General features: G+C 28.9%; 14 protein-coding genes. 3 read left to right on the forward strand and 11 right to left on the reverse strand.

What is annotated here, in order from left to right; translation table 11 throughout:
- Window positions 1–6: 6 nt before the first annotated feature.
- The 3 genes from QEJ31_RS13790 to QEJ31_RS13800 are packed head-to-tail and all read right to left on the reverse strand — an operon-like array spanning window position 7 to window position 5,503.
- Window positions 7–2,034 (reverse strand): hypothetical protein, encoded by a 2,028-nt coding sequence (locus QEJ31_RS13790; RefSeq protein WP_280590990.1) that lies wholly within the window; start codon window positions 2,032–2,034, stop codon window positions 7–9.
- On the reverse strand, window positions 2,031–4,643 hold the full coding sequence (locus tag QEJ31_RS13795) for a hypothetical protein (RefSeq protein ID WP_280590992.1): 2,613 nt from the start codon (window positions 4,641–4,643) through the stop codon (window positions 2,031–2,033). The genes QEJ31_RS13790 and QEJ31_RS13795 overlap by 4 nt, the downstream gene beginning before the upstream one ends.
- A gap of 2 nt (window positions 4,644–4,645) precedes the next feature.
- Window positions 4,646–5,503: a hypothetical protein gene (locus QEJ31_RS13800; RefSeq protein ID WP_280590994.1), complete on the reverse strand. Its 858-nt coding sequence runs from the start codon at window positions 5,501–5,503 to the stop codon at window positions 4,646–4,648.
- Between the two features lie 150 nt (window positions 5,504–5,653).
- Between QEJ31_RS13800 and QEJ31_RS13805 the strand changes: the two genes are divergently transcribed.
- Together QEJ31_RS13805 and QEJ31_RS13810 are read left to right on the forward strand one after the other, a co-directional pair.
- Window positions 5,654–6,961, forward strand: a complete 1,308-nt coding sequence (locus QEJ31_RS13805) for a pyridoxal-phosphate dependent enzyme (protein ID WP_280590995.1) — start codon at window positions 5,654–5,656, stop codon at window positions 6,959–6,961.
- A 39-nt stretch (window positions 6,962–7,000) separates the two neighbouring features.
- Window positions 7,001–7,975 (forward strand): NAD(P)/FAD-dependent oxidoreductase, encoded by a 975-nt coding sequence (locus QEJ31_RS13810; protein WP_280590996.1) that lies wholly within the window; start codon window positions 7,001–7,003, stop codon window positions 7,973–7,975.
- Here QEJ31_RS13810 and QEJ31_RS13815 read toward each other — a convergent pair.
- From QEJ31_RS13815 to QEJ31_RS13840, 6 genes are all read right to left on the reverse strand, one after another.
- Window positions 7,970–8,587 carry a hypothetical protein gene (locus tag QEJ31_RS13815; protein ID WP_280590998.1) on the reverse strand — a complete coding sequence of 206 codons (618 nt, stop codon included), beginning with the start codon at window positions 8,585–8,587 and terminating at the stop codon, window positions 7,970–7,972. The genes QEJ31_RS13810 and QEJ31_RS13815 overlap by 6 nt on opposite strands.
- A gap of 105 nt (window positions 8,588–8,692) precedes the next feature.
- Window positions 8,693–9,427 carry a tryptophan synthase subunit alpha gene (gene trpA, locus QEJ31_RS13820; protein ID WP_280591000.1) on the reverse strand — a complete coding sequence of 245 codons (735 nt, stop codon included), beginning with the start codon at window positions 9,425–9,427 and terminating at the stop codon, window positions 8,693–8,695.
- Window positions 9,424–10,581 carry a tryptophan synthase subunit beta gene (trpB, locus tag QEJ31_RS13825; RefSeq protein ID WP_280591001.1) on the reverse strand — a complete coding sequence of 386 codons (1,158 nt, stop codon included), beginning with the start codon at window positions 10,579–10,581 and terminating at the stop codon, window positions 9,424–9,426. Before trpB ends, trpA begins: the two co-directional genes overlap by 4 nt.
- A complete protein-coding gene (locus tag QEJ31_RS13830; protein ID WP_280591002.1) occupies window positions 10,574–12,904 on the reverse strand; it encodes a hypothetical protein in 2,331 nt (776 codons plus the stop codon). Before QEJ31_RS13830 ends, trpB begins: the two co-directional genes overlap by 8 nt.
- Window positions 12,905–12,936: 32 nt before the next feature.
- Window positions 12,937–14,841, reverse strand: a complete 1,905-nt coding sequence (locus tag QEJ31_RS13835; RefSeq protein WP_280591003.1) for a chorismate-binding protein — start codon at window positions 14,839–14,841, stop codon at window positions 12,937–12,939.
- Window positions 14,842–14,849: 8 nt separating this feature from the next.
- Entirely contained in the window at window positions 14,850–16,085 is a 1,236-nt protein-coding gene (locus QEJ31_RS13840) for a 3-deoxy-7-phosphoheptulonate synthase (protein WP_280591004.1), read from the reverse strand.
- A gap of 186 nt (window positions 16,086–16,271) precedes the next feature.
- On the opposite strand from QEJ31_RS13840, the gene QEJ31_RS13845 reads away from it, so the two are divergent.
- Window positions 16,272–16,769, forward strand: a complete 498-nt coding sequence (locus QEJ31_RS13845; protein WP_280591006.1) for a hypothetical protein — start codon at window positions 16,272–16,274, stop codon at window positions 16,767–16,769.
- Between the two features lie 11 nt (window positions 16,770–16,780).
- Here the strand turns inward: QEJ31_RS13845 and QEJ31_RS13850 are convergent, their stop codons facing one another.
- Together QEJ31_RS13850 and QEJ31_RS13855 are read right to left on the reverse strand one after the other, a co-directional pair.
- The gene (locus QEJ31_RS13850) at window positions 16,781–17,461 is read right to left on the reverse strand and encodes an ATP-binding cassette domain-containing protein (RefSeq protein ID WP_280591008.1); all 681 of its coding nucleotides are present in this window, start codon (window positions 17,459–17,461) and stop codon (window positions 16,781–16,783) included.
- Window positions 17,458–18,315 carry a hypothetical protein gene (locus QEJ31_RS13855; protein ID WP_280591009.1) on the reverse strand — a complete coding sequence of 286 codons (858 nt, stop codon included), beginning with the start codon at window positions 18,313–18,315 and terminating at the stop codon, window positions 17,458–17,460. Before QEJ31_RS13855 ends, QEJ31_RS13850 begins: the two co-directional genes overlap by 4 nt.
- Window positions 18,316–18,367 lie beyond the last annotated feature (52 nt).

Raw genomic sequence — 18,367 nt, forward strand, 5'->3', positions numbered from 1 at the left:
TTTAGCTTATGGCTTCTGGAGTTCGTTCCTCCAGAAAACACGGGTGAATAACTGTTCAATTGTGAGCAAAAATAGAGCACAAGCTAATAGCCATGGATAAGCATCTAGTAGTGCAACTTTTTTTGACACTGCAGTTATGTCTTTGGTTAGATCGGTAGATATTTTCAATAATTCAGGAATTCCTTCAAATAAAAATGGATTTTCTAAATTTTCTTGAGATTTTGCTGTTCCGGAAAAAACTGGCCATGTTTGGAATTTAGGTTGTTCAACATTTTTGTTTTGTAGGCTTAAAGAAATATCTGAATTAATTCCGTTTGTTGCGTTTAATTTGGGTAAAATAACAGATAAAGGCGAATCTAATTTAAGCATTTCTTTTTGAAGATTGGTTAAAAGAAAGGGCGTGCTGGCAATTTCATTTTTCAAGTTTGAAGAAATAAAAATACTTTTATTAGTCTGGAGCCCCCCTCTACTTTTGATTTGCAGATATTTATCTTCAGCATAGATTCGTGGTCCTACTAGATCTGGGCCTTTGATTCCACTATCTTGCCTTCTTTGCAAAAATTCTACCATCCAATTAAAAATATTTTCACTACTTTCAGCTCCCCGCATTCTTAAAGCAATCGCAGCATGATTTTCTAACTTTTCTTGAGTATAACCATAAATCCAATCAGCTCCTAAAAACGATAAGACTATTCCTTTTTGGTAAGGCATTGCTAAAAGTACTGGGCTTTCATCATCAGTTGTTTTAGCTAATACAATGGCCTCCTTTTTAGGTTTGCAGTTTAATGCTGTGTAGTTTGTTACAAGATTTGAAAGGCTTTCTTTGAATATTTCGTCAGTAACAAAATTAGTTTCATTAGCTTTCCAATAATGTTTATTTTTAAAATCCCATGATGGTTTATTTTCACAGGGAAAAATAGAATTTATTAAATTATTATCACTTAAAAAAGATAAAGGACCAGCTTGAATAACAAGTCTTCCTCCATTTGCAACATAATTGATAAGATTACTAGATTCTTTTTCGCCGAGGTATGTATCGAATAAAAAATTTTGCGCAATAATTCCATGAAAATTTTGTAAACTGCTACCAAAAAGTTTGTCAGCAGGAAATTCTATAAGTGATAATTGAGAATTTGGAATGCTTTGATCACTCGTAGTTTCTCTTAAAATATAGTAACTTAGTAAATCTAAATTAGGCCAAAATTTTAATTTTTGTCTTAGAGTCCTTAAACTCCAATCAGGTCCTACACTAATATGCAGAAAAGTACTTTTAGAATAAACTACTTGTACATTTGTACTTACAGAGTTTAAAGGCTGTTTTGTAAAAGCAGAAGTAACATCAGCAGTAACAATTTGATTCCCAATTTTTGAAAAATTTATAGGTACATCAATTATTGTATTAATTAATCCATTACTTGGTATTTCAATTTTAAAAGATTTAGCATTTAAAAAAGAATTTCCTGAGTGTAAAATTATCTCTCCCTTTATTTCTTGATGAGATTTTATTTTTCCAATTATATGAATATTAGCTGTTGATTCTTCACCTAGAAAGCTAATTTTAGGAATAAAAATATCTGATAAAACTAAATAATTTTCAGGAATATTAATGTTGTTAAATAGTTTTTCCATTGGCATAATAAAAAGTCTATTTTCTTTATAATTTCTAGTTTCTTTTAGTTGAGAATTAAATTTTTTTGCTTCTTCTCCAAAAAAATGTGAATTAGAAACTATTACTGATGTTCCTGAGTAATTTTTAATCTGAGTAATAAGATCATCATAATCTTGTATAGGTAAATTATTTTCTTTTCCATAAGTAACATAATTTCCTTTTGTTTCTTGACCAAATTGGTCATTGATAATTTTTTGAATTTTATCTTTTTCTATATAACTAAGTTTTATTTCTTCTGGAATAAATATTTGAATTACTGAATTTGTACCTGTAGAGTTTTTTTTCTCTATAAAAGGAAATATAATTGGCAAAAAAAGGAGAAAAACTATTAAAAATCTTAGTAAAATAATGATTGTTTTTTTCATGGTTCTAACCCAAGGTTTCTAATTCTGTTTAATATTTCAGGCAATTGAATTTGATCTTCTTTATAGTCAGTGGTTAAAAACGAATAAAAAATATTTACAAAACTTCTTTTTCTATAATCATTATTTTCTTTGAAACAATCATCACCTGTGGATAAAAAATGTGTACTTATTGTAAGTCCAAATGGAGCTTGGGCATTTATTTTTTTTCTAAGTATTAAAACTTTAGCAGAGTCATTTAAACAACCATCTAGAGATTGTAATAAATAAAAGCTTCGATAGAACATACCTCTTTTTTTAGGAGACTCCCACTGTATACCAATGCTTTGATCATTTAATTCTAAAAGATATGAAGGCATTTCTTTAGTTCCTTCCAGAATAAATATTCCTCCATTAGAAATGTGTGCTGAAAGTTCTTTAATTTTTAATTCACGAAAATCATCAGTCCACCAAACATCAGCTTCACCAGGACGACATGCATCTACTTTGATTTTTAAAGGAAAAGTTATGGTACCTCGTTTCATAATCGTTGAACGAAGATCGTTGTATTTTTTTTCATGCTCAAGTGTATAATTCTTCCCACACCAAGCAATTCTAAAAGGAACATTTTCATGTTCAATTTTGTTATATTCTCTATTATTAGGGAAAAATGGAAAGGAAAAACTTTCTGACGCAAAAGAATGTTTTTCATAGAAAAAAAGACACAAAAATAATAAAATATTTATAATACTTACTTTTTGATGCCACCAAAGTCCAATTAAAGAAATTGTTCCTAAAATTGCAGCTAATATATGAAATAGTGAATTGCTAATACTTTTTTGTTTATTTTGTGCATTGGTTTCAGATACTGGATTTCTAAAATTATTACTAAAATCTTCAACAGTTATTGTCTTGTTAAATTTAAAATCATTTTTTGGAGCAATTAGTAAAAACTTGTTTTTATTTTCAAGTTTATAAAGTCCAAATGTAAAGTTATTTAGTTTATTAAATTTTAAATTCTCTAAATCAAGTATTTCAGAAAATTTGTCAGAAGAATAAACTTCAATTTCATCCAATTTTTCTCTTAGACGTGAAGCATCATCAAGAACTAATTTAATGTACGAAAGATTAGATTGTTTTAAAGTATTAGCGACCTCAAACCAAAAATGAGTCCATGTTCTTGATCTACCCAACTCGCCATTTGGAGTTGTTGTTGTTGTTCTTAAGTAAAAAAAGGGCAAAGAGGTTGCTTTCCAAGCAATACTTGTGCCATCAGCAGAATTGTAAAAAGGTTTAAATACTCCTTTATATACCCTTGTATCATCTGGAAATCTAACTCCTAATTCAGCTCCTGGTGGTGGAGGTATAATAGGAATTTGAATTGGAAAATTACCAGGATCCATTTGAATTGTTTTTAATTCTGCTTGTGTTTCTTCAATATAATCGGAATGTGGAATATTTCCAGCAGTATAAACTAAAGAATCAAAATTAGGATCGAAACCTTCTGGAATCCAAAAAGAAAGATCATCATTCATTGTTGAAATAACTTGATCATTTAATTGTACAACCCAAACTGCAGCATTTCTATATTTCCAAATATTTTTATTTGGATCAAGATTTTCATAATTTTCTTTTTCACATTGTTTTTCAATAAAGTTACTGCCAAAAAAATTGACTAATGTTCTAAGACTTGCAAAAGAATCTAATTCAATCGGGCTTGGATATTTATTAGTACATGCTATGAATAAAGGTAATGTTTTTTTGTTATCTTTTTCAGTTAAAATATTAAAACTATCTATGGAGTTATTGTAGTTATTAATAATAAATTGAGGACGTGCTTCTTGTGGAATTATTGATTTAAATTTATTGAAAATGCTAAAATCTTCTTTAATTTTATTTTTTTCATTCCATAAAGAAAATAAATTTGTCGGAATAATTTCTTTCTGTGTTTTTCCTAAATTATTTAATTCTTTAGATTTTATTAATATTCCTTGAGTAAAATATTTTTTTAGATTAAATAACCCCTGCATTGAATCGTAATTTCCGTCAGATATAGCAATTAAGACACTCTTTTTTTCAAAAAAATTTTCATTTCCATTTAAAGATTTAATAACTTCATCAATAACTATAGGTTGGGTGAAAGGAGAAACAATATTATTTTGATTAACTAAAAATTCAATAAGTTCATTTTTTGATTTTAATTCTTTTATTTTAAATTCTATTTTTATTTGACCATTTTCAAAAATAGAAGAATTCTCTAATCCAAAATTTTTATATCCAAACTCTAAAATTTTTTCGCTTTCTAATTCGGGATTAAATTTGTTTTCTAGTCTTGTTAATTTAGCTGATATCGTAGGATCTAGCCAAATTAAAGCAGATTTACTAGTAAATTCTTTATTAAAGGAATTTTTTTGTTGAAAATATGCAAAACAATAGCAAATAGTAATTATAAGAAGAAGTATAATTGGGAGAATTGGCGGCTTATTTAATTTAATTTTATTTTTAAATGGATTTTTTTTGGTTTTCCCAAAGAACCATGAGGGTATTTCTCGTGACTTGATTTTTTTTATTTGTAAAAATAAAACCAAAATTGTAAGTAAAGATACTAAACTTGAAATAATAAATAAAAACATATTTATTTTTTCCCAAATACTTCATGGATTAAAAAGTTAATAAATATTTCAATATTATCTTCTGAGGTCAGAACTTTGACTAAATGTTTATTTTGTTTGATTTCGTTTCTAAGGAACATAATTTGATTATCTATATTTTTAAAATATTCATCCCCACTAAAATGGATATTGTTTTTAAAATTAATATCTTTTTTCCAGGGTATAAGTTCTTCGATATTAATATTTATATTATTTGTTTCTAAAGGGTCTCTAGATAAAAGAAAAATTCCTTTTTTGACTTTTAAATTATTTAATAATTCAATTACATTTTTAGCTGCAGCTAAATGATTATCATAAATATAAAGAAGATCTGTGATAAAATAAACATATTCAGCATTTTGTAATTCTCTTTGATATTGTTTACAACCATTAAATAAATCAACACTATTAACAGGCAAAACTTTGATGAAATGAGATAATCCTTTATGAGATTCTTCTATTATTGCTAAAATGCCATTTGCTAGTTGGCCTTTATTAATTTTTGATTTTTCAGATGAATAAGTCATATTAATGTAATTATGAAAAATTACGATAACTTTTTGTCTTCCTGGAGAAAAATCGATCTTAGTTAATAATTCATTTGTTTTTATAAAATGTGGTTTTGAAATAGTAGCTATAGGATCTCCAATTTCAAATGGTCTTGTTGTGACACCTAAGCGAGAGGGTGAGTTTTTTTTAAATAAGTCATTTGCTGAAAAAATACCTCCAAATTTCTCTTTTATATAGGATCTTATTGCAAGAGGTAATGCTTTTGCAGGATTTAAACATGGCCAATATTTTTCTTCTTTTGGAAAAACACTTGCAATTTGTTCAAAGTTCATTTTCGTTTCGCCTTTTTTTGGAAGCCGATTGATAAATATGTTATCCCTCTTGCTAGAAATATGTTAACAGAGATTGTCAAGTTAGGACAAATTTATGAAAAAGGTTCCAAAAAAAATTTTGTTCATAACAAATTCGAAAGGTAACCACTTATGTCTCCTGAATTTTTAAAGCTGTTAAATTTGGTTGAAGCAAAAACTTTTGAAAATCCTGCTGAGCTTATGGGAGAAATAAGACAAGCATACCAAAATATCATTAGAAATTTCATGTTACCCAGTCCTCTGCGCCGTTCTCAATGGCTCAGTCAGCTTACTGGAGGTGATATTTGGTTGAAATTAGAATCTTTAAATCCAAATGGTTCTTTTAAAGTTAGAGGCGCTTTAAATGCTATAAGTAAATTGAAAGCAAGTAACAAAGTTCAAGGAAAATTAAAAGTATGTGCCGCATCTGCAGGAAATCATGCGCAAGGAATTGCATTCGCAGCAAAAAATTTAGGTTGTGAGGCGCATATTTTTTTGCCAAAAACAGCTCCCCTTGTTAAACGCGATGCAACCGAGAAATTAGGCGCTATAATTTATTTAGAAGGAATAAATTTGGAAGAAGCAACAGAAGCTGCTTTAGAGTTTTCAAAAAAAGAGCAAGCCCATTTTATTCATGCGTATAATAACTACGATATTATACTTGGACAAGCTACTTGTGCTTTGGAAGCATTAGAACAATACTCTGAATTGACCAACTCAACTTACGGCGACATAGATTACTTTGTTTGTAGCGTTGGAGGCGGTGGGTTAGCAGCAGGAGCTTCGATAGTTTTAAAGGCGGGTACAAAAGGAAATGTAGTTGGTGTTGAGCAAGAATTCTATAACTCTGCTGTAAAAAGTGTACAAAATAAAATACAAACTCCAATTGATAAACCAGCGCATGCAACTATTGCTGATGGTATTGCTGTGGGGCTAATTGGAAATTTAAACTATAATTATATGACACGCTTCGTTCAAAATTTTTCTGTCGTTTCCGATGACTATATTGTGCAAGCAATTTTAGGATTATGTGAACAAGAACGTCTTTTAGCTGAAGGAGCTGGAGCTGCGGCAATAGCAGATTTGCTTAAACGTCCTGATTTTTATGCTGGAAAAAAAGTAATTGCTTGTATAAGTGGTGGAAATATTGATCCTCAGCTTTTAACAAGAGTTCTTACAAGAGGATTAAATATAACCGACAGAGTTTTACGGGTAAGTGTTTGTGTTAGTGATCGTCCTGGAGGTTTAAAAAAATTACTGGAATGTGTTGCAGCCTTAGAAGGAAATGTGCTTGATCTTATTCACGATCGCACTTACAGCGAAGTAAGTGTAGGTGATGTTGATGTGGAATTGTCTTTGGAAACCCGAAATTCAGAACATCAATATTTATTATTAGAAAAGCTTGAAGAAGCTGGTTTTAAGCCAAGAAGGCGGCATTGAAATGGTAGTTAGTTTGATTGGTTTTGAGGAGGATGCGTTGTGAGCGGAGGTTTACTAGAGTGTTATGACACCATTATTATTGGTGGAGGTCCTGTAGGTTTGTTTGGAGCATATTATGCGGGATTGCGTGATATGACCGTCAGACTTGTGGATAGAAGGCATGAATTAGGAGGTCAGCTCACAGCTATTTATCCTGAGAAATGGGTATATGATATCACAGGAATACCTGCTATTAGAGGAAAAGATTTATACAAAAATTTATTTGCGCAGAGTGCTCCATATAATATTCCAAGCAGTTTGAATGAAGAAGTGGTTCTGATTCGTAAGAATAGAAACAATATTCTTTGCGTTGAAACTCGTAACGGAACAGTAATGCACACTAAAACTGCAATGTTATGTTTGGGAATGGGTGCACATATTCCCCGTCGTTTGGATATAAAAAATTTACGAGAATTTGAAGGCAAGGGAGTTTACTACGGAGTCCAGTCCCTAGACACGTTTAAAAATAAAAGAGTTTTAGTGGTTGGTGGCGGAGATAGTGCTCTAGATCTAGCATTAACGATAGTAAATGAATGTAAAGATTTGTATGTTTTACATCGTTCCGATCGATTTAATGCGCATGAAGAAACAACAAAAAAATTATATTCTTCAGATGCGGAGATAAGAACTTTCAGTGAATTAGTTGAAATTCATGGTGATGAAAATCACGTAAAAGCTGTTACTATGCGAAATACAAAAACTGGTGAGTCTGAAAAATTAGAAATTGATGAAATTATAATTGCGATTGGTCTTTTATTTAATTTGGATGTTATCCAGCAATGGGGAATTCAAATGGAAGGAAATTCTATTGTTGTTGATCATAATAGACAAACTTCTATACCAGGTATTTATGCTGCTGGCGATATCGTTACTTATCCTGGAAAAATGAAATTAATAGGACCTGGTACTTCAGAAGTTATGCAAGCTATAAATCATGCAAAATCATATATCCAAGAGAATTTTCCATATTTATAAAAAATCTTCAAATTCATAATATGCTTTTTCGTAAGTAGCATAGACAACTGGTAATAATTTTATAGGAAAACTTTCTTCCATTTTTCCATAACATCCCTGAATAATATCACAATATAAAAAATTTTTTCTTCCGATTTCACCATTAAAATAAAGTGAATAATAATTATCAGAGTTATTATTAGTTAGTTCTTTAAATTTAAAAATAAAGTTTTGTAAATTTTGAGTATTTTTTTGTGCAAATTGAAAAGAATTATTTTGGAATGTTAAATAATTCTTTTCTGAATTATTTGTATTTATAAATTTAATTAGGAAAGGTTCATTTTCATGAACTTCTCCTTTACAAAGATTTTGATTGATAGGTTCAAGATTGAAAAAACCTAAATTAACTTTTGAAAGATACGGTGTGATTTTTAAATATGGAGAATTAGATAAAAATGATTCGTTTCTTATAATAATCCCATTTGATTTTTGTTGGTCTGTAAAATTTGGGATTGCAAGAACATAGTCTTGACAATATTTAATTGGATATTGAAAGGTATCACGTATAATAGATTGAGCATAAATGTTATTTGAAAAGAAAAATACAGTGAGGAAAAGAATAAAATAATTCATATTTATTTCCTTTATTTAATTGTTTATTTGGATTGATTTCTAATAATGAAACATAATAAAAGAAAAAAGTCAATTAAATTTTGGAAACAATATTTTTATTTTGTTTTAAGAAATATTTAATAAAAGTAGAAATTTCTCTATGGCAGATTGAATTACACTTTCTGATATTTTACTTTCAGAAAATGTTTTATTCATGTAATCAACAAAAGCACTTCCTATAATTACTCCAGTAGCTCCAATTTCTTTAGCTTCAAGAATATGATCTCTATGAGATATTCCAAACCCTAGCCATATGTCAGAATTAAATTTTTGCTTTAATTTAGAAATTGCTTTTTCTGTTGATAAATTTAATTCATTTTTATTTCCAGTAATTCCGTGAACTCTTGTTAAGTATATCATGCTAAAATTTTCAGGTGGAACAAGATTTTCTTCGTTCAATACTATTTCAGGAGTTAAAAACCAAACTCTGGGTGTTGAAATTAGAAAAGGAATTTTTTTATTGTAATTTAAATCTGAAAACAATAAACCTGAAAATTTTGGAAATGAAGCTCTTCGTTCTTCAGTATATAATAATTGAGTAGTTGTCATTATGGAAATTTGCTGTTCACTATTGCAATAATTTTTTAGCTCACTAAGAGTATTACAAGTTTCTGACCAAGATAGCATTGAATTTAAAGCTCGTTTATGACTGTCTTGAATAATTGTACCATCTAAGAGAGGATCACTAAAAGGTAATCCAATTTCTAATAAATCTACCTTAGCATTTAATAAATGCTTCAATATTAAAAAACTATTTTTTAAACCAAAATCTCCGAGAGTATGATAAATACCAATCTTCATATGCACTCACTTTTTTTTCTAAAGTTTGAAATTGTATCTAAGTCTTTGTCACCTCTTCCACTCAAACAAATAACAATTGTTTTTCCAGGATTTTTCGCTAAATATTTTTTTGCTCCAGCTACAGCATGCGCTGATTCTAGTGCGCATAAAATACCTTCTTCTAAAGCTAGTTCCTTTACACTTTGAATACATTCTTCATCTGAAATGGCTAGGGTTTGAAGTCTATTTTCTTGTTTCAAACCGGCTAACCAAGGACCAACAGCCGGATAATCTAGACCTGCGCTGATGGAATGAGTTTCTGCAATTTGTCTTTCCTCTGTCTGTAGAATGAACGTTTCCATTCCATGCAATACTCCCATCGTTCCTTGGGTTAAACTTGCAGCACCTGCGGCTTCACAGCCAATGAGTTGTACTGATTGTTCGTTAATAAATGGAGAAAAAATACCAGCGGCATTGCTACCCCCTCCAACGCAGGCAAAAATTGCTGAAGGTAACAAAGAAGTTTTTTCAAGAATTTGTTTTTTTGTTTCGATTCCTATTATTTTTTGAAAATAACGAACTATAAAAGGATAAGGGTGAGGACCTACAATAGATCCAAGACAATAAAAATGGTCTTGATAATTTGCAACCCAGTAACGCATTGCTGCATTAACTGCTTCTTTTAATTTCTTAGAACCATCAGTAACAGGAATTAATTGTGCTCCAAATAATTTCATTCTTGTAGCATTTAATTGTTGTCTTTGAACATCTATTTCGCCTTGAAATACTTGCAAAGACAATTTTAAATTTGCGCATGCCATGGCAGTAGCAACGCCGTGTTGTCCCGCGCCTGTTTCAGCAATTACATTTTTAATTCCCATGTATTTAGCTAATGAACATTGGGCAATTGCATTATTCAACTTATGAGCGCCACCGTGTACTAAATCTTCACGTTTTAGATAAATTTTTCCATTATATAATTTGCTTAAGTTTTTAGCTTCATATAAAGCAGTCTCTCTTCCTGCAAAATCATTTAATAAAAGAGAAAGTTTTTCAACTTCAATAGGATCTGCGATAAATTGATTAAATTCATCTGTTAATTTTTTTAAGGCAATTTCTAATAATGGTGTTAGATATGTAACACTTTTTTCCATTTCTAATGCTAAATCACCCATGTTGTATTCCTTTTACTAATTTTTCCATTTCAAACATTTTTTCAATTGAAAATATACTTTTGGTATTTGTTGATTCTTCATTACAAATTGCACTTGAACAATCAATTCCAATGATTTTCCAATTTTTTTCTAAGGCTTCTTGAAATCTTTCTTTATAATTTTTTAAATTTAGTCCATTACTTACAAATGTTGGAACTTTATTATTTTTTATATTAACAAGATAATTTTCAACAATACCTTTACCAGGAGAAGATCCATCAAGTAAAAATGCTGCTGTATTTAAATATTTTGCTGTGCTTGAACTAATTAAATATTTGCTTTTATCTAATATTGGAAAAGAATAAGCATGTTCATTACAAGATAATTCATCTATAATCTTTAAACATTCTAAATCAACATCATTTCTTGTAATAAAACAAATTTTTTCTTGATTCATTTGAATAAGAGGGAGCATTTCTTTTAAATTGTTAGGACCAACAAATTTTTTTGATTCAGGTATTAAATTTATTCCTATTAATTCCGAGGAAGTTGTTAAAGCATTTTGTAAATCGAATAAAGTTTTTGCACCACAAAATTTGGTAGAGTAATTAGAATTTTTAATTTCTGAAATGAAATTTTTAATTTTAACTGGGTTATTCATGTTCATCAAGGCTGTTCCAATAATACAGCCTTTAAATATTTTTAATGTTGTTTGTGCTTCATGTATTTCATCGATATTGCTTGCAATTATTATTTTGTTGGTATCAAAATTTTCATTATTGAAATTAAGTAAAAAATTTCTAAAATGTTTGTTTTCTTCTAAAGAGAAAAGACTGCGAGAATTTAAAATATAAAAATCACCAATTTTTGGTAAAAAAAATGAACTTTCAACAAATGCGCTAACATTTAATTCGTTACAATAATTTACAAGTTCTATTAATTTACTTTCTGAAATAAAATCTTGTAGTAGTAAAATTCCATTAGCACCAGCAAGTACTAAATTTTTTATTTGATATTTTTCAGTAATAAAATCTTTCGCTAAAATAGGTTTATCTGTTAATTCTCTAATTTTTCTTAGAATTTCTAAGGAACCTGAAAAAGAGGGATGGGTGATAAAACTTATACCATCAGCCATTTTATATGCTTCTAATCTATCTTCTAAAGAAAGTTTATCGGTGATAGTTGATTTGGGATTATTTAATTTTATTTCAGCTAGAAGTAATTTTTCTTTATTCTTGAATGATTGAACCTTCTTTTCTATTATTTTCAATTTTGGTAAATCAAATGAATGATTTACTAAAATAGGACTTCTTGGATGTAGCGGTGATAAATTCTTTATTTGTTCTATTTTTTTTGTAACAAGTTTTGATAAAGAAGAAAATTTATTTTTTATCAACTTATAATTTAAAATTATTTTATTTTTTATTTGATTTTCATCAAGGTTTATTTTAGAATTTCCAAAACTAAATTCATTTAATACATGTAATATAGACAAATTATAGGACAGTAAATTTTTTGCGTAATTTGTAGAAACATTTTCAATACTACTTAGTAATTCTTCTGTTACTTTTGAGCTATTAGAAAAAATTTCTATTCTATTTGAATCACATAATTCAATTGGATCAATTTCTATTTTAGTATATTTTTTGTCCTTGCAAAAATAAATAGCAGTTTTAGCATAAGGCGAAGCTTCATCTAAATATCCAAATTGATCAAAAGACGAAACTATGAAAGCAGTTTCATTTAAAATTGAGCAAGTATCAGCTAGTTTTAAAGCAATATCGAAATTGAATGCTCCGATTAATTTTCCTTTTACATTAATTGGATTTAAAAGTGGACCAAGTAAATTAAAAACTGTTGGTCCTTTTATTTCTTTCCTGATAGGAGAACTTTTAGCAAATATGGGATAAGTATATGCAGCAGGTAAAAATAAGAAATTTGTTGCACGAAAATATTCTTCAGCATTTTCAAACATTTTTTCGAGAGGAAATTCATTTTTTTCAAGAAAATCTACCGCACCTATTTTTCCGCTTGACGAACGACCTCCATGCTTAACAATTTGAAAGCCTAAACAACTAGCAAATAATCCCGTTAGTGTTGATGTATTTAATTTGTCTCTACCTATTCCACCAGTTCCTACAACATCGAATACAGGAAAATCAGCTTGAGAAATAATTTGATTTAGTTGTTTAGGACTATTACTTATTTTTTTAAATTCGATTACAAGTTTTGCTAAACAATTACTGCTGATATTTGTACCTAATTCATTTAAAAATTCTTTAGTTATATTTTCTGATAGCAAATTACTTAATATATATTCTTCATTATTTAAATTATTTTTCATACTACTGTTACCACCCAATATTTATTAAAGTTTTAAGCGATAGATTCTATCCAATTTTTAATTATTGTTTCGCCAATATACCCAGTCAAAAAGCTTTCAGGATGAAATTGAACAGCACAAATATTGTTTTCAAGATCTGTTACTTCTAATGCCATTGGTGTATTTAATTCATCAACAGCAACAATTTTTATTTCTTCAGGAATTTTATTTCCATAAAGGGAGTGATAACGACCTACTAAAAAATTTGTTGGTAAATTTTTAAAAAGAATTTCACTGTTACTTATTAAACATTTTTTAGCTTTACCATGAACTGGATTAGGAAGTTTTTTAACTTCGCCACCAAAAGCTTCTACTATTGCTTGAAATCCTAAACATACTCCAAATATGGGTTTTTTATTTATTAAATATTTAATATGCTGGATTAAAAAACCAGCTTCTTTTGGATGAGAAGGTCCTGGAGAAAGAATAATTCCCGCATACTTAGAAAAATCTATACTTTCGACATTATTACTAATAATATCAACTTTTACGCCACATTTTTCAAATAAAGCAACTAAATTATTACTAAAACTATCAAAGTTTTCGATCATTAAGTAATGATTATTTTTTTCAATTTTATCTTGAATAATATTGTTATTATTTAAAACAATTTTAGGTTTTTCATTTAAATTAAAGCATAGATTATCTTTTTTAATTAACGAAACTAAATTTTTTAATTTTGAACCACATTCCCAAAATTCATATTGAGGGTCTGCTTCTAAAATTATAGAAGAACCTGCTTGGAAAGTGATATGTTCATTATGGATAAACGCACTTCTTATTAATATAATAGTTTTTAAACTTCTATTTGGTTGAATGTGTATTAAATTTCCACCATAAAAATTTCTTTTTTCTTCCTCAATATCAAATATAATTTCCATTGCTTTTCTTTTAGGAACGCCGACCAAAGTACCTGCATTAATGCAATTCAGTACGGCAAATATAGAATTTATATTACCATTTAAAATTCCTGTAACACTCGCTTGAGTATGAATAATATGCTCAAGAATTAAAGGTTCTCTGTATTTTGAAACTTCAACTTGAGTGCAAAATTTATTTAAATCATTTCTTGCAAGATCAATTAGCATATCTAGTTCTGATTTTTCTTTTTCAGAACTCATTAATACATTTAGTTCTATAATATCTTCTTTTGTCAATTCTTTCGAATTGGAAGTTCTCCGAGCCGAACCACTAATAGGCCGCATTGTGGCTAAATTTCCTGATATGTCTAATAAAATTTCAGGACTTGCTCCACAGATTTTTGTCTCTTGAAATTCAATGGCAAATCGGTAATTTGCTTGTTGTGTTAAAATTGGATACTTTAAGTAATTAAAAATTTCTGATTCATTCGTTTTAAATTTTAATTTTCTTGATAAAACAAATTCGTATACATCACCACTTTTTAAATGTTCAAGAACTTTATTATATCTTTCAAAATATTTGTCACTATTATTTTCTGTTAGCAAGATTTCTGGTAAATTAGAATTTTGAGAAAAATTATTTATATAATTATTTGTATCAATTTCATTGCAGTAACACAACTTAAATTCAAAAATAATAAAGTCATTTGGAATAGTAGACAGATTTTCAGGAAGGTGTGCTGCTTCAAATGTAAGAGCAGTTATACAATGCATATTATGTGTATAGCATATATCTTCTAAATCCTGTAAAAGACATAATTGTTTAAATTTCTTAATGTTTGAAAATTTTCCATCTTCAGGCTTGTTGGTATTAATGATTTCTAAAATATTGTTGAAATTATTTTTTAAACTGTTAGCGATTTCTTTAAACTTATTATCTGTAATATTTAAAATAATTTTTTCTTTATAGACGGTACCGCTTATACAGTTTTTTCTAATTTCATATGTTGTTTCTGGATAAGAAATAAATTGACTCATGGTATCTCCTAATTCAAACGGCTAAATATTTTTAAAATTTCTCGAGTTTGATCCGGATTCAATCGAGGATCGCAAGCAGATTTATAGTTTTTTGGCACATCAGAAATTGTGATGTTTGAATTTTCACTATAACATTCTGTTACAAATTGTTCACTAGTTTCTAAATGAACACCTGCTAAAATTGAGTTTTCATTTCCATGTATCTCCATATTTAATGAAATTTCTTTTTGAATATTATTCAAATTACGTGTTTTAATTTTCTCAATAGTTTGCTCAGTATTTCCATGCATAGGGTCACAAATCCAGGTAACATTAAAAAAATTCTTCTTTACTGCTTGAATTAATGGTGGTAAGTATTTTTGTACTTTATTAGATCCAAATCTAGTTATAAGTGAAATTTTTCCAGATTCATTAAGTGGATTAATTTTGTTTATTAAAGAAATTAATTCTTCAGAGTTAATATTTTCACTTATTTTAATTCCGATAGGATTGAATAAGTTTTTAGCATATTCAATATGTGCATTATTTAATTGGCGAGTTCTTTCACCAATCCAGAAAAAGTGAGTACTGCTATTATAATATTTATGAAATCCAGCATGATATTTAGTATAACAATTTTCATATTCCAAAAGAAGTGCTTCATGTGAAGTAAAAATTTCATCACATTTATTGTAATTTTGGATTAATTTATGCACTTTTTGCGCACACTTTTGAGCTGTTTTTAAATTTTTGAAGTTGTGTTGCCTAGCAATTAAGTTCTTATCTGGACGATTTACTATGTCTCCCCGATATACTGGTAAAAGTTCACTATTGAGTTTTTCTAATTCTTCGCTTCTAGGTTTTGCAAATTGTCCAGCAATTCTTCCAATAAGTAAAACTTCTTTCAAAATAACTTTTTGTAAAAATTCTTTTTGTGCTTTGTACTCAGCTAGTTTTTTAGTAACTGTTTCTTTTGTACAGTCACTAAATTGTTCAGCACAATCACCGGTTTGAAGAACAAAGCAATGACCTAGACTTGCTGCACTGAGTTTTTGTTTGATTCTTTCTAAACTATCAAACTCTATGAAATTTTTTACTTGAGCTATTTCATTTAATATTTTGTAATATTCATTTGTTTTATCGAAATTTGCTTGTTGTAAAATTGGAAACTTTTTCCATGTTTCTATATTCCAATTTTTGCAAGAATAATCTGAATTTATTGAGTTTTTAGTATTATCTTGAAAAATAGAATCAAAAAACAGCATAGAATAAGCTCCTGTTTAGAAGTAATAGCGTAATAGTGTAATAGCGCAATTTATTTTGTAACAGATACTTTTTCAGTTTGTCAACACAAAATTTTTAGACACAAAAAAAATGGTGAGCTTGACAAGTTTTTAAATTGATATTAATAATTATTATCATTAAAGATATAAACAATTTTAGGAGGTTATATGTCAAGAAAACTTAATTTTAGCGCGTTAGCTGTAAGCTTTGGTTTATTCTTTTTTTGCCAGACTTTTGCGCAGGGAAATCCTTCATGCCAGATAAATGTAAATGGAGAACTAAAAAGAGTGCATGTTTGGTATACGTTTTCAAATTTAGATGCGAAGTATGCTTGGTTCATGCAAGTAGCAAACATTTATGAAAATAATATTGGATTTGTTGATGAAAATTGTCATTTTATAGATCCAAAACAAAAAATTGAAATTCCAGTTAATGCTTTAAAGAAAATTGGTATGGTTGTGCTTGAAGAAAAATCATTTCAATCAATTTACTCATTCATTGGAGTAAGAAATGATGATGCTATTAAAATTGTTCCAAACAAAAAAACAGCTTGCTTATTTGTTGTAGCGCCTTATGGTCCTGGGCAAATGGACAGAACAGACTGGAAACTTAATAATTCAGATTGTTTTGCAACAGACTATGGGACAAAAATTTATTTTAAATAAATTTCTTTTATTTAATTTTCAATACTTAGTTCACCTTTTTGCAAAACCCAAGTCCGATTAGCTAAAAATTTAGCGCGTTGTTCATCATGCGTTATCATCATTGTTGCTATTTTTCTTTGCTTTGTGAAATTATGAACGAACTGTAGTAAGTTTTCAGTTGATACAGGATCAAGTGCGGCTGTGGGTTCATCAAGTAACAACAGATCAGGTTCGCAAAGTGTGGACATAACAATTGTAATAATCTGTCTTTGTCCGCCGGATAATTTTCCAATAGGAGTCTGTAAAAGTTCTTCTAATCTTAAGCCTAATGGTTTTAATGTTTCTTCAACAATATTTTCTGGAAAATTTTTAATAGCACTCTTAAAACCCGCAGTTTTTGATTTTAGCATAGCCATCGCTAAATTTTCGGCCACAGTCATTGTTGCTACTGAGCCCATGTGTGTATTTTGAAATACACGACTGATAAATTGTGCTCTTTTTGTTTCTGAAAGCTGTGTAATATCAGAACTATTGCGAAATATTTTACCTGAAGATGGTTTTATTCTGCCAGAAATAGTATCTAAAAGAGTTGTTTTACCTGCTCCATTATGTCCTAAAATTAAAATAAAATCTTTTTCTTGAATTGTACAATTGATGTTACTTAGAGCTTTAAACTCACCAAAATTAACATGAACATTTTCTATCCGAATCATTTAGCTTTAACTCCTTTAATGCTTTCCATTTTTTTAATGACAAGAATTAAAACAATAAGGAGGCCGGTAATTAATTTTTGCCAAGAAGGTTCAACTTGTAATTCTATAGTTATTGCAATTAGTAATTGATATATTATTGAACCCATAATTGCCATTAAGAACATATTTGCAGCAATCATTTCTGCAATCATACAGCCTGCTAAAGCAGCAATTAAAGTACCAACATTTCCAAAAGCAGAATAAAAGCCGCTATATTGTACAAATATTCCACCTGCAAAAGCACTTAATGCATTGGCTAAAACTAATGATAAAGTGATATAAAAGGGAACACTTTTACCTAATGAAGTAACAAATTGTTCATTTACACCAGTTGAACGCAGTATAAAACCATTTTCAGTTTTCATGTACCAAATAAAGATAAATGCTGTTATTAAAGAAAGAGAAGCTAACAAGACAACAGAGCCATAGGAGAAAAAATGCAGAGAAGAAAATATTGTATGCGCATTTCCTAAAGCAACATTTGCTGTACCTATATTTATGCTTATGGAAAAAAGCATTGTTGTGACAACGATACCTGCAATTAACTTATTTAATCCTAATTTCGTGTGCAGTAAACCAGTTATGCAACCAGAAAATCCGCCACTTATAACAGCAATGATCAATGCAAGCCAGGGATCAAAGTTATGGAGAATTGCCCAAGCAACTACAGCCCCACCCAAACCAAAAGTTCCTTCAATACTAAAGTCATCAAATTTCATTACTCTTGAAGCTAAGTAAATTGCCATAACTACAAATGAACCAATAAAACCACGCTCTAAAATTCCAATAACTACGGGTAAAATAGAAGAAGACATTATAAAATTCCTAAAAAAACTTTCCTATAAGGAAATTACAAAACTGAGCAGT

The sequence above is a fragment of the Pigmentibacter sp. JX0631 genome (genome assembly GCF_029873255.1).
Classification (GTDB): domain Bacteria; phylum Bdellovibrionota_B; class Oligoflexia; order Silvanigrellales; family Silvanigrellaceae; genus Silvanigrella.

Bases quoted from the DNA above. Each gene is read 5' to 3' on its own strand.
- QEJ31_RS13855 (WP_280591009.1), bottom strand. From the start codon at position 18,315: ATGTCTTCTTCTATTTTACCCGTAGTTATTGGAATTTTAGAGCGTGGT.
- QEJ31_RS13850 (WP_280591008.1), bottom strand. From the start codon at position 17,461: ATGATTCGGATAGAAAATGTTCATGTTAATTTTGGTGAGTTTAAAGCT.
- QEJ31_RS13830 (WP_280591002.1), bottom strand. From the start codon at position 12,904: ATGAAAAATAATTTAAATAATGAAGAATATATATTAAGTAATTTGCTA.
- QEJ31_RS13845 (WP_280591006.1), top strand. From the start codon at position 16,272: ATGTCAAGAAAACTTAATTTTAGCGCGTTAGCTGTAAGCTTTGGTTTA.
- QEJ31_RS13805 (WP_280590995.1), top strand. From the start codon at position 5,654: ATGTCTCCTGAATTTTTAAAGCTGTTAAATTTGGTTGAAGCAAAAACT.
- QEJ31_RS13795 (WP_280590992.1), bottom strand. From the start codon at position 4,643: ATGTTTTTATTTATTATTTCAAGTTTAGTATCTTTACTTACAATTTTG.
- QEJ31_RS13835 (WP_280591003.1), bottom strand. From the start codon at position 14,841: ATGAGTCAATTTATTTCTTATCCAGAAACAACATATGAAATTAGAAAA.
- QEJ31_RS13840 (WP_280591004.1), bottom strand. From the start codon at position 16,085: ATGCTGTTTTTTGATTCTATTTTTCAAGATAATACTAAAAACTCAATA.
- QEJ31_RS13800 (WP_280590994.1), bottom strand. From the start codon at position 5,503: ATGAACTTTGAACAAATTGCAAGTGTTTTTCCAAAAGAAGAAAAATAT.
- trpA (WP_280591000.1), bottom strand. From the start codon at position 9,427: ATGAAGATTGGTATTTATCATACTCTCGGAGATTTTGGTTTAAAAAAT.
- QEJ31_RS13790 (WP_280590990.1), bottom strand. From the start codon at position 2,034: ATGAAAAAAACAATCATTATTTTACTAAGATTTTTAATAGTTTTTCTC.
- trpB (WP_280591001.1), bottom strand. From the start codon at position 10,581: ATGGGTGATTTAGCATTAGAAATGGAAAAAAGTGTTACATATCTAACA.
- QEJ31_RS13815 (WP_280590998.1), bottom strand. From the start codon at position 8,587: ATGAATTATTTTATTCTTTTCCTCACTGTATTTTTCTTTTCAAATAAC.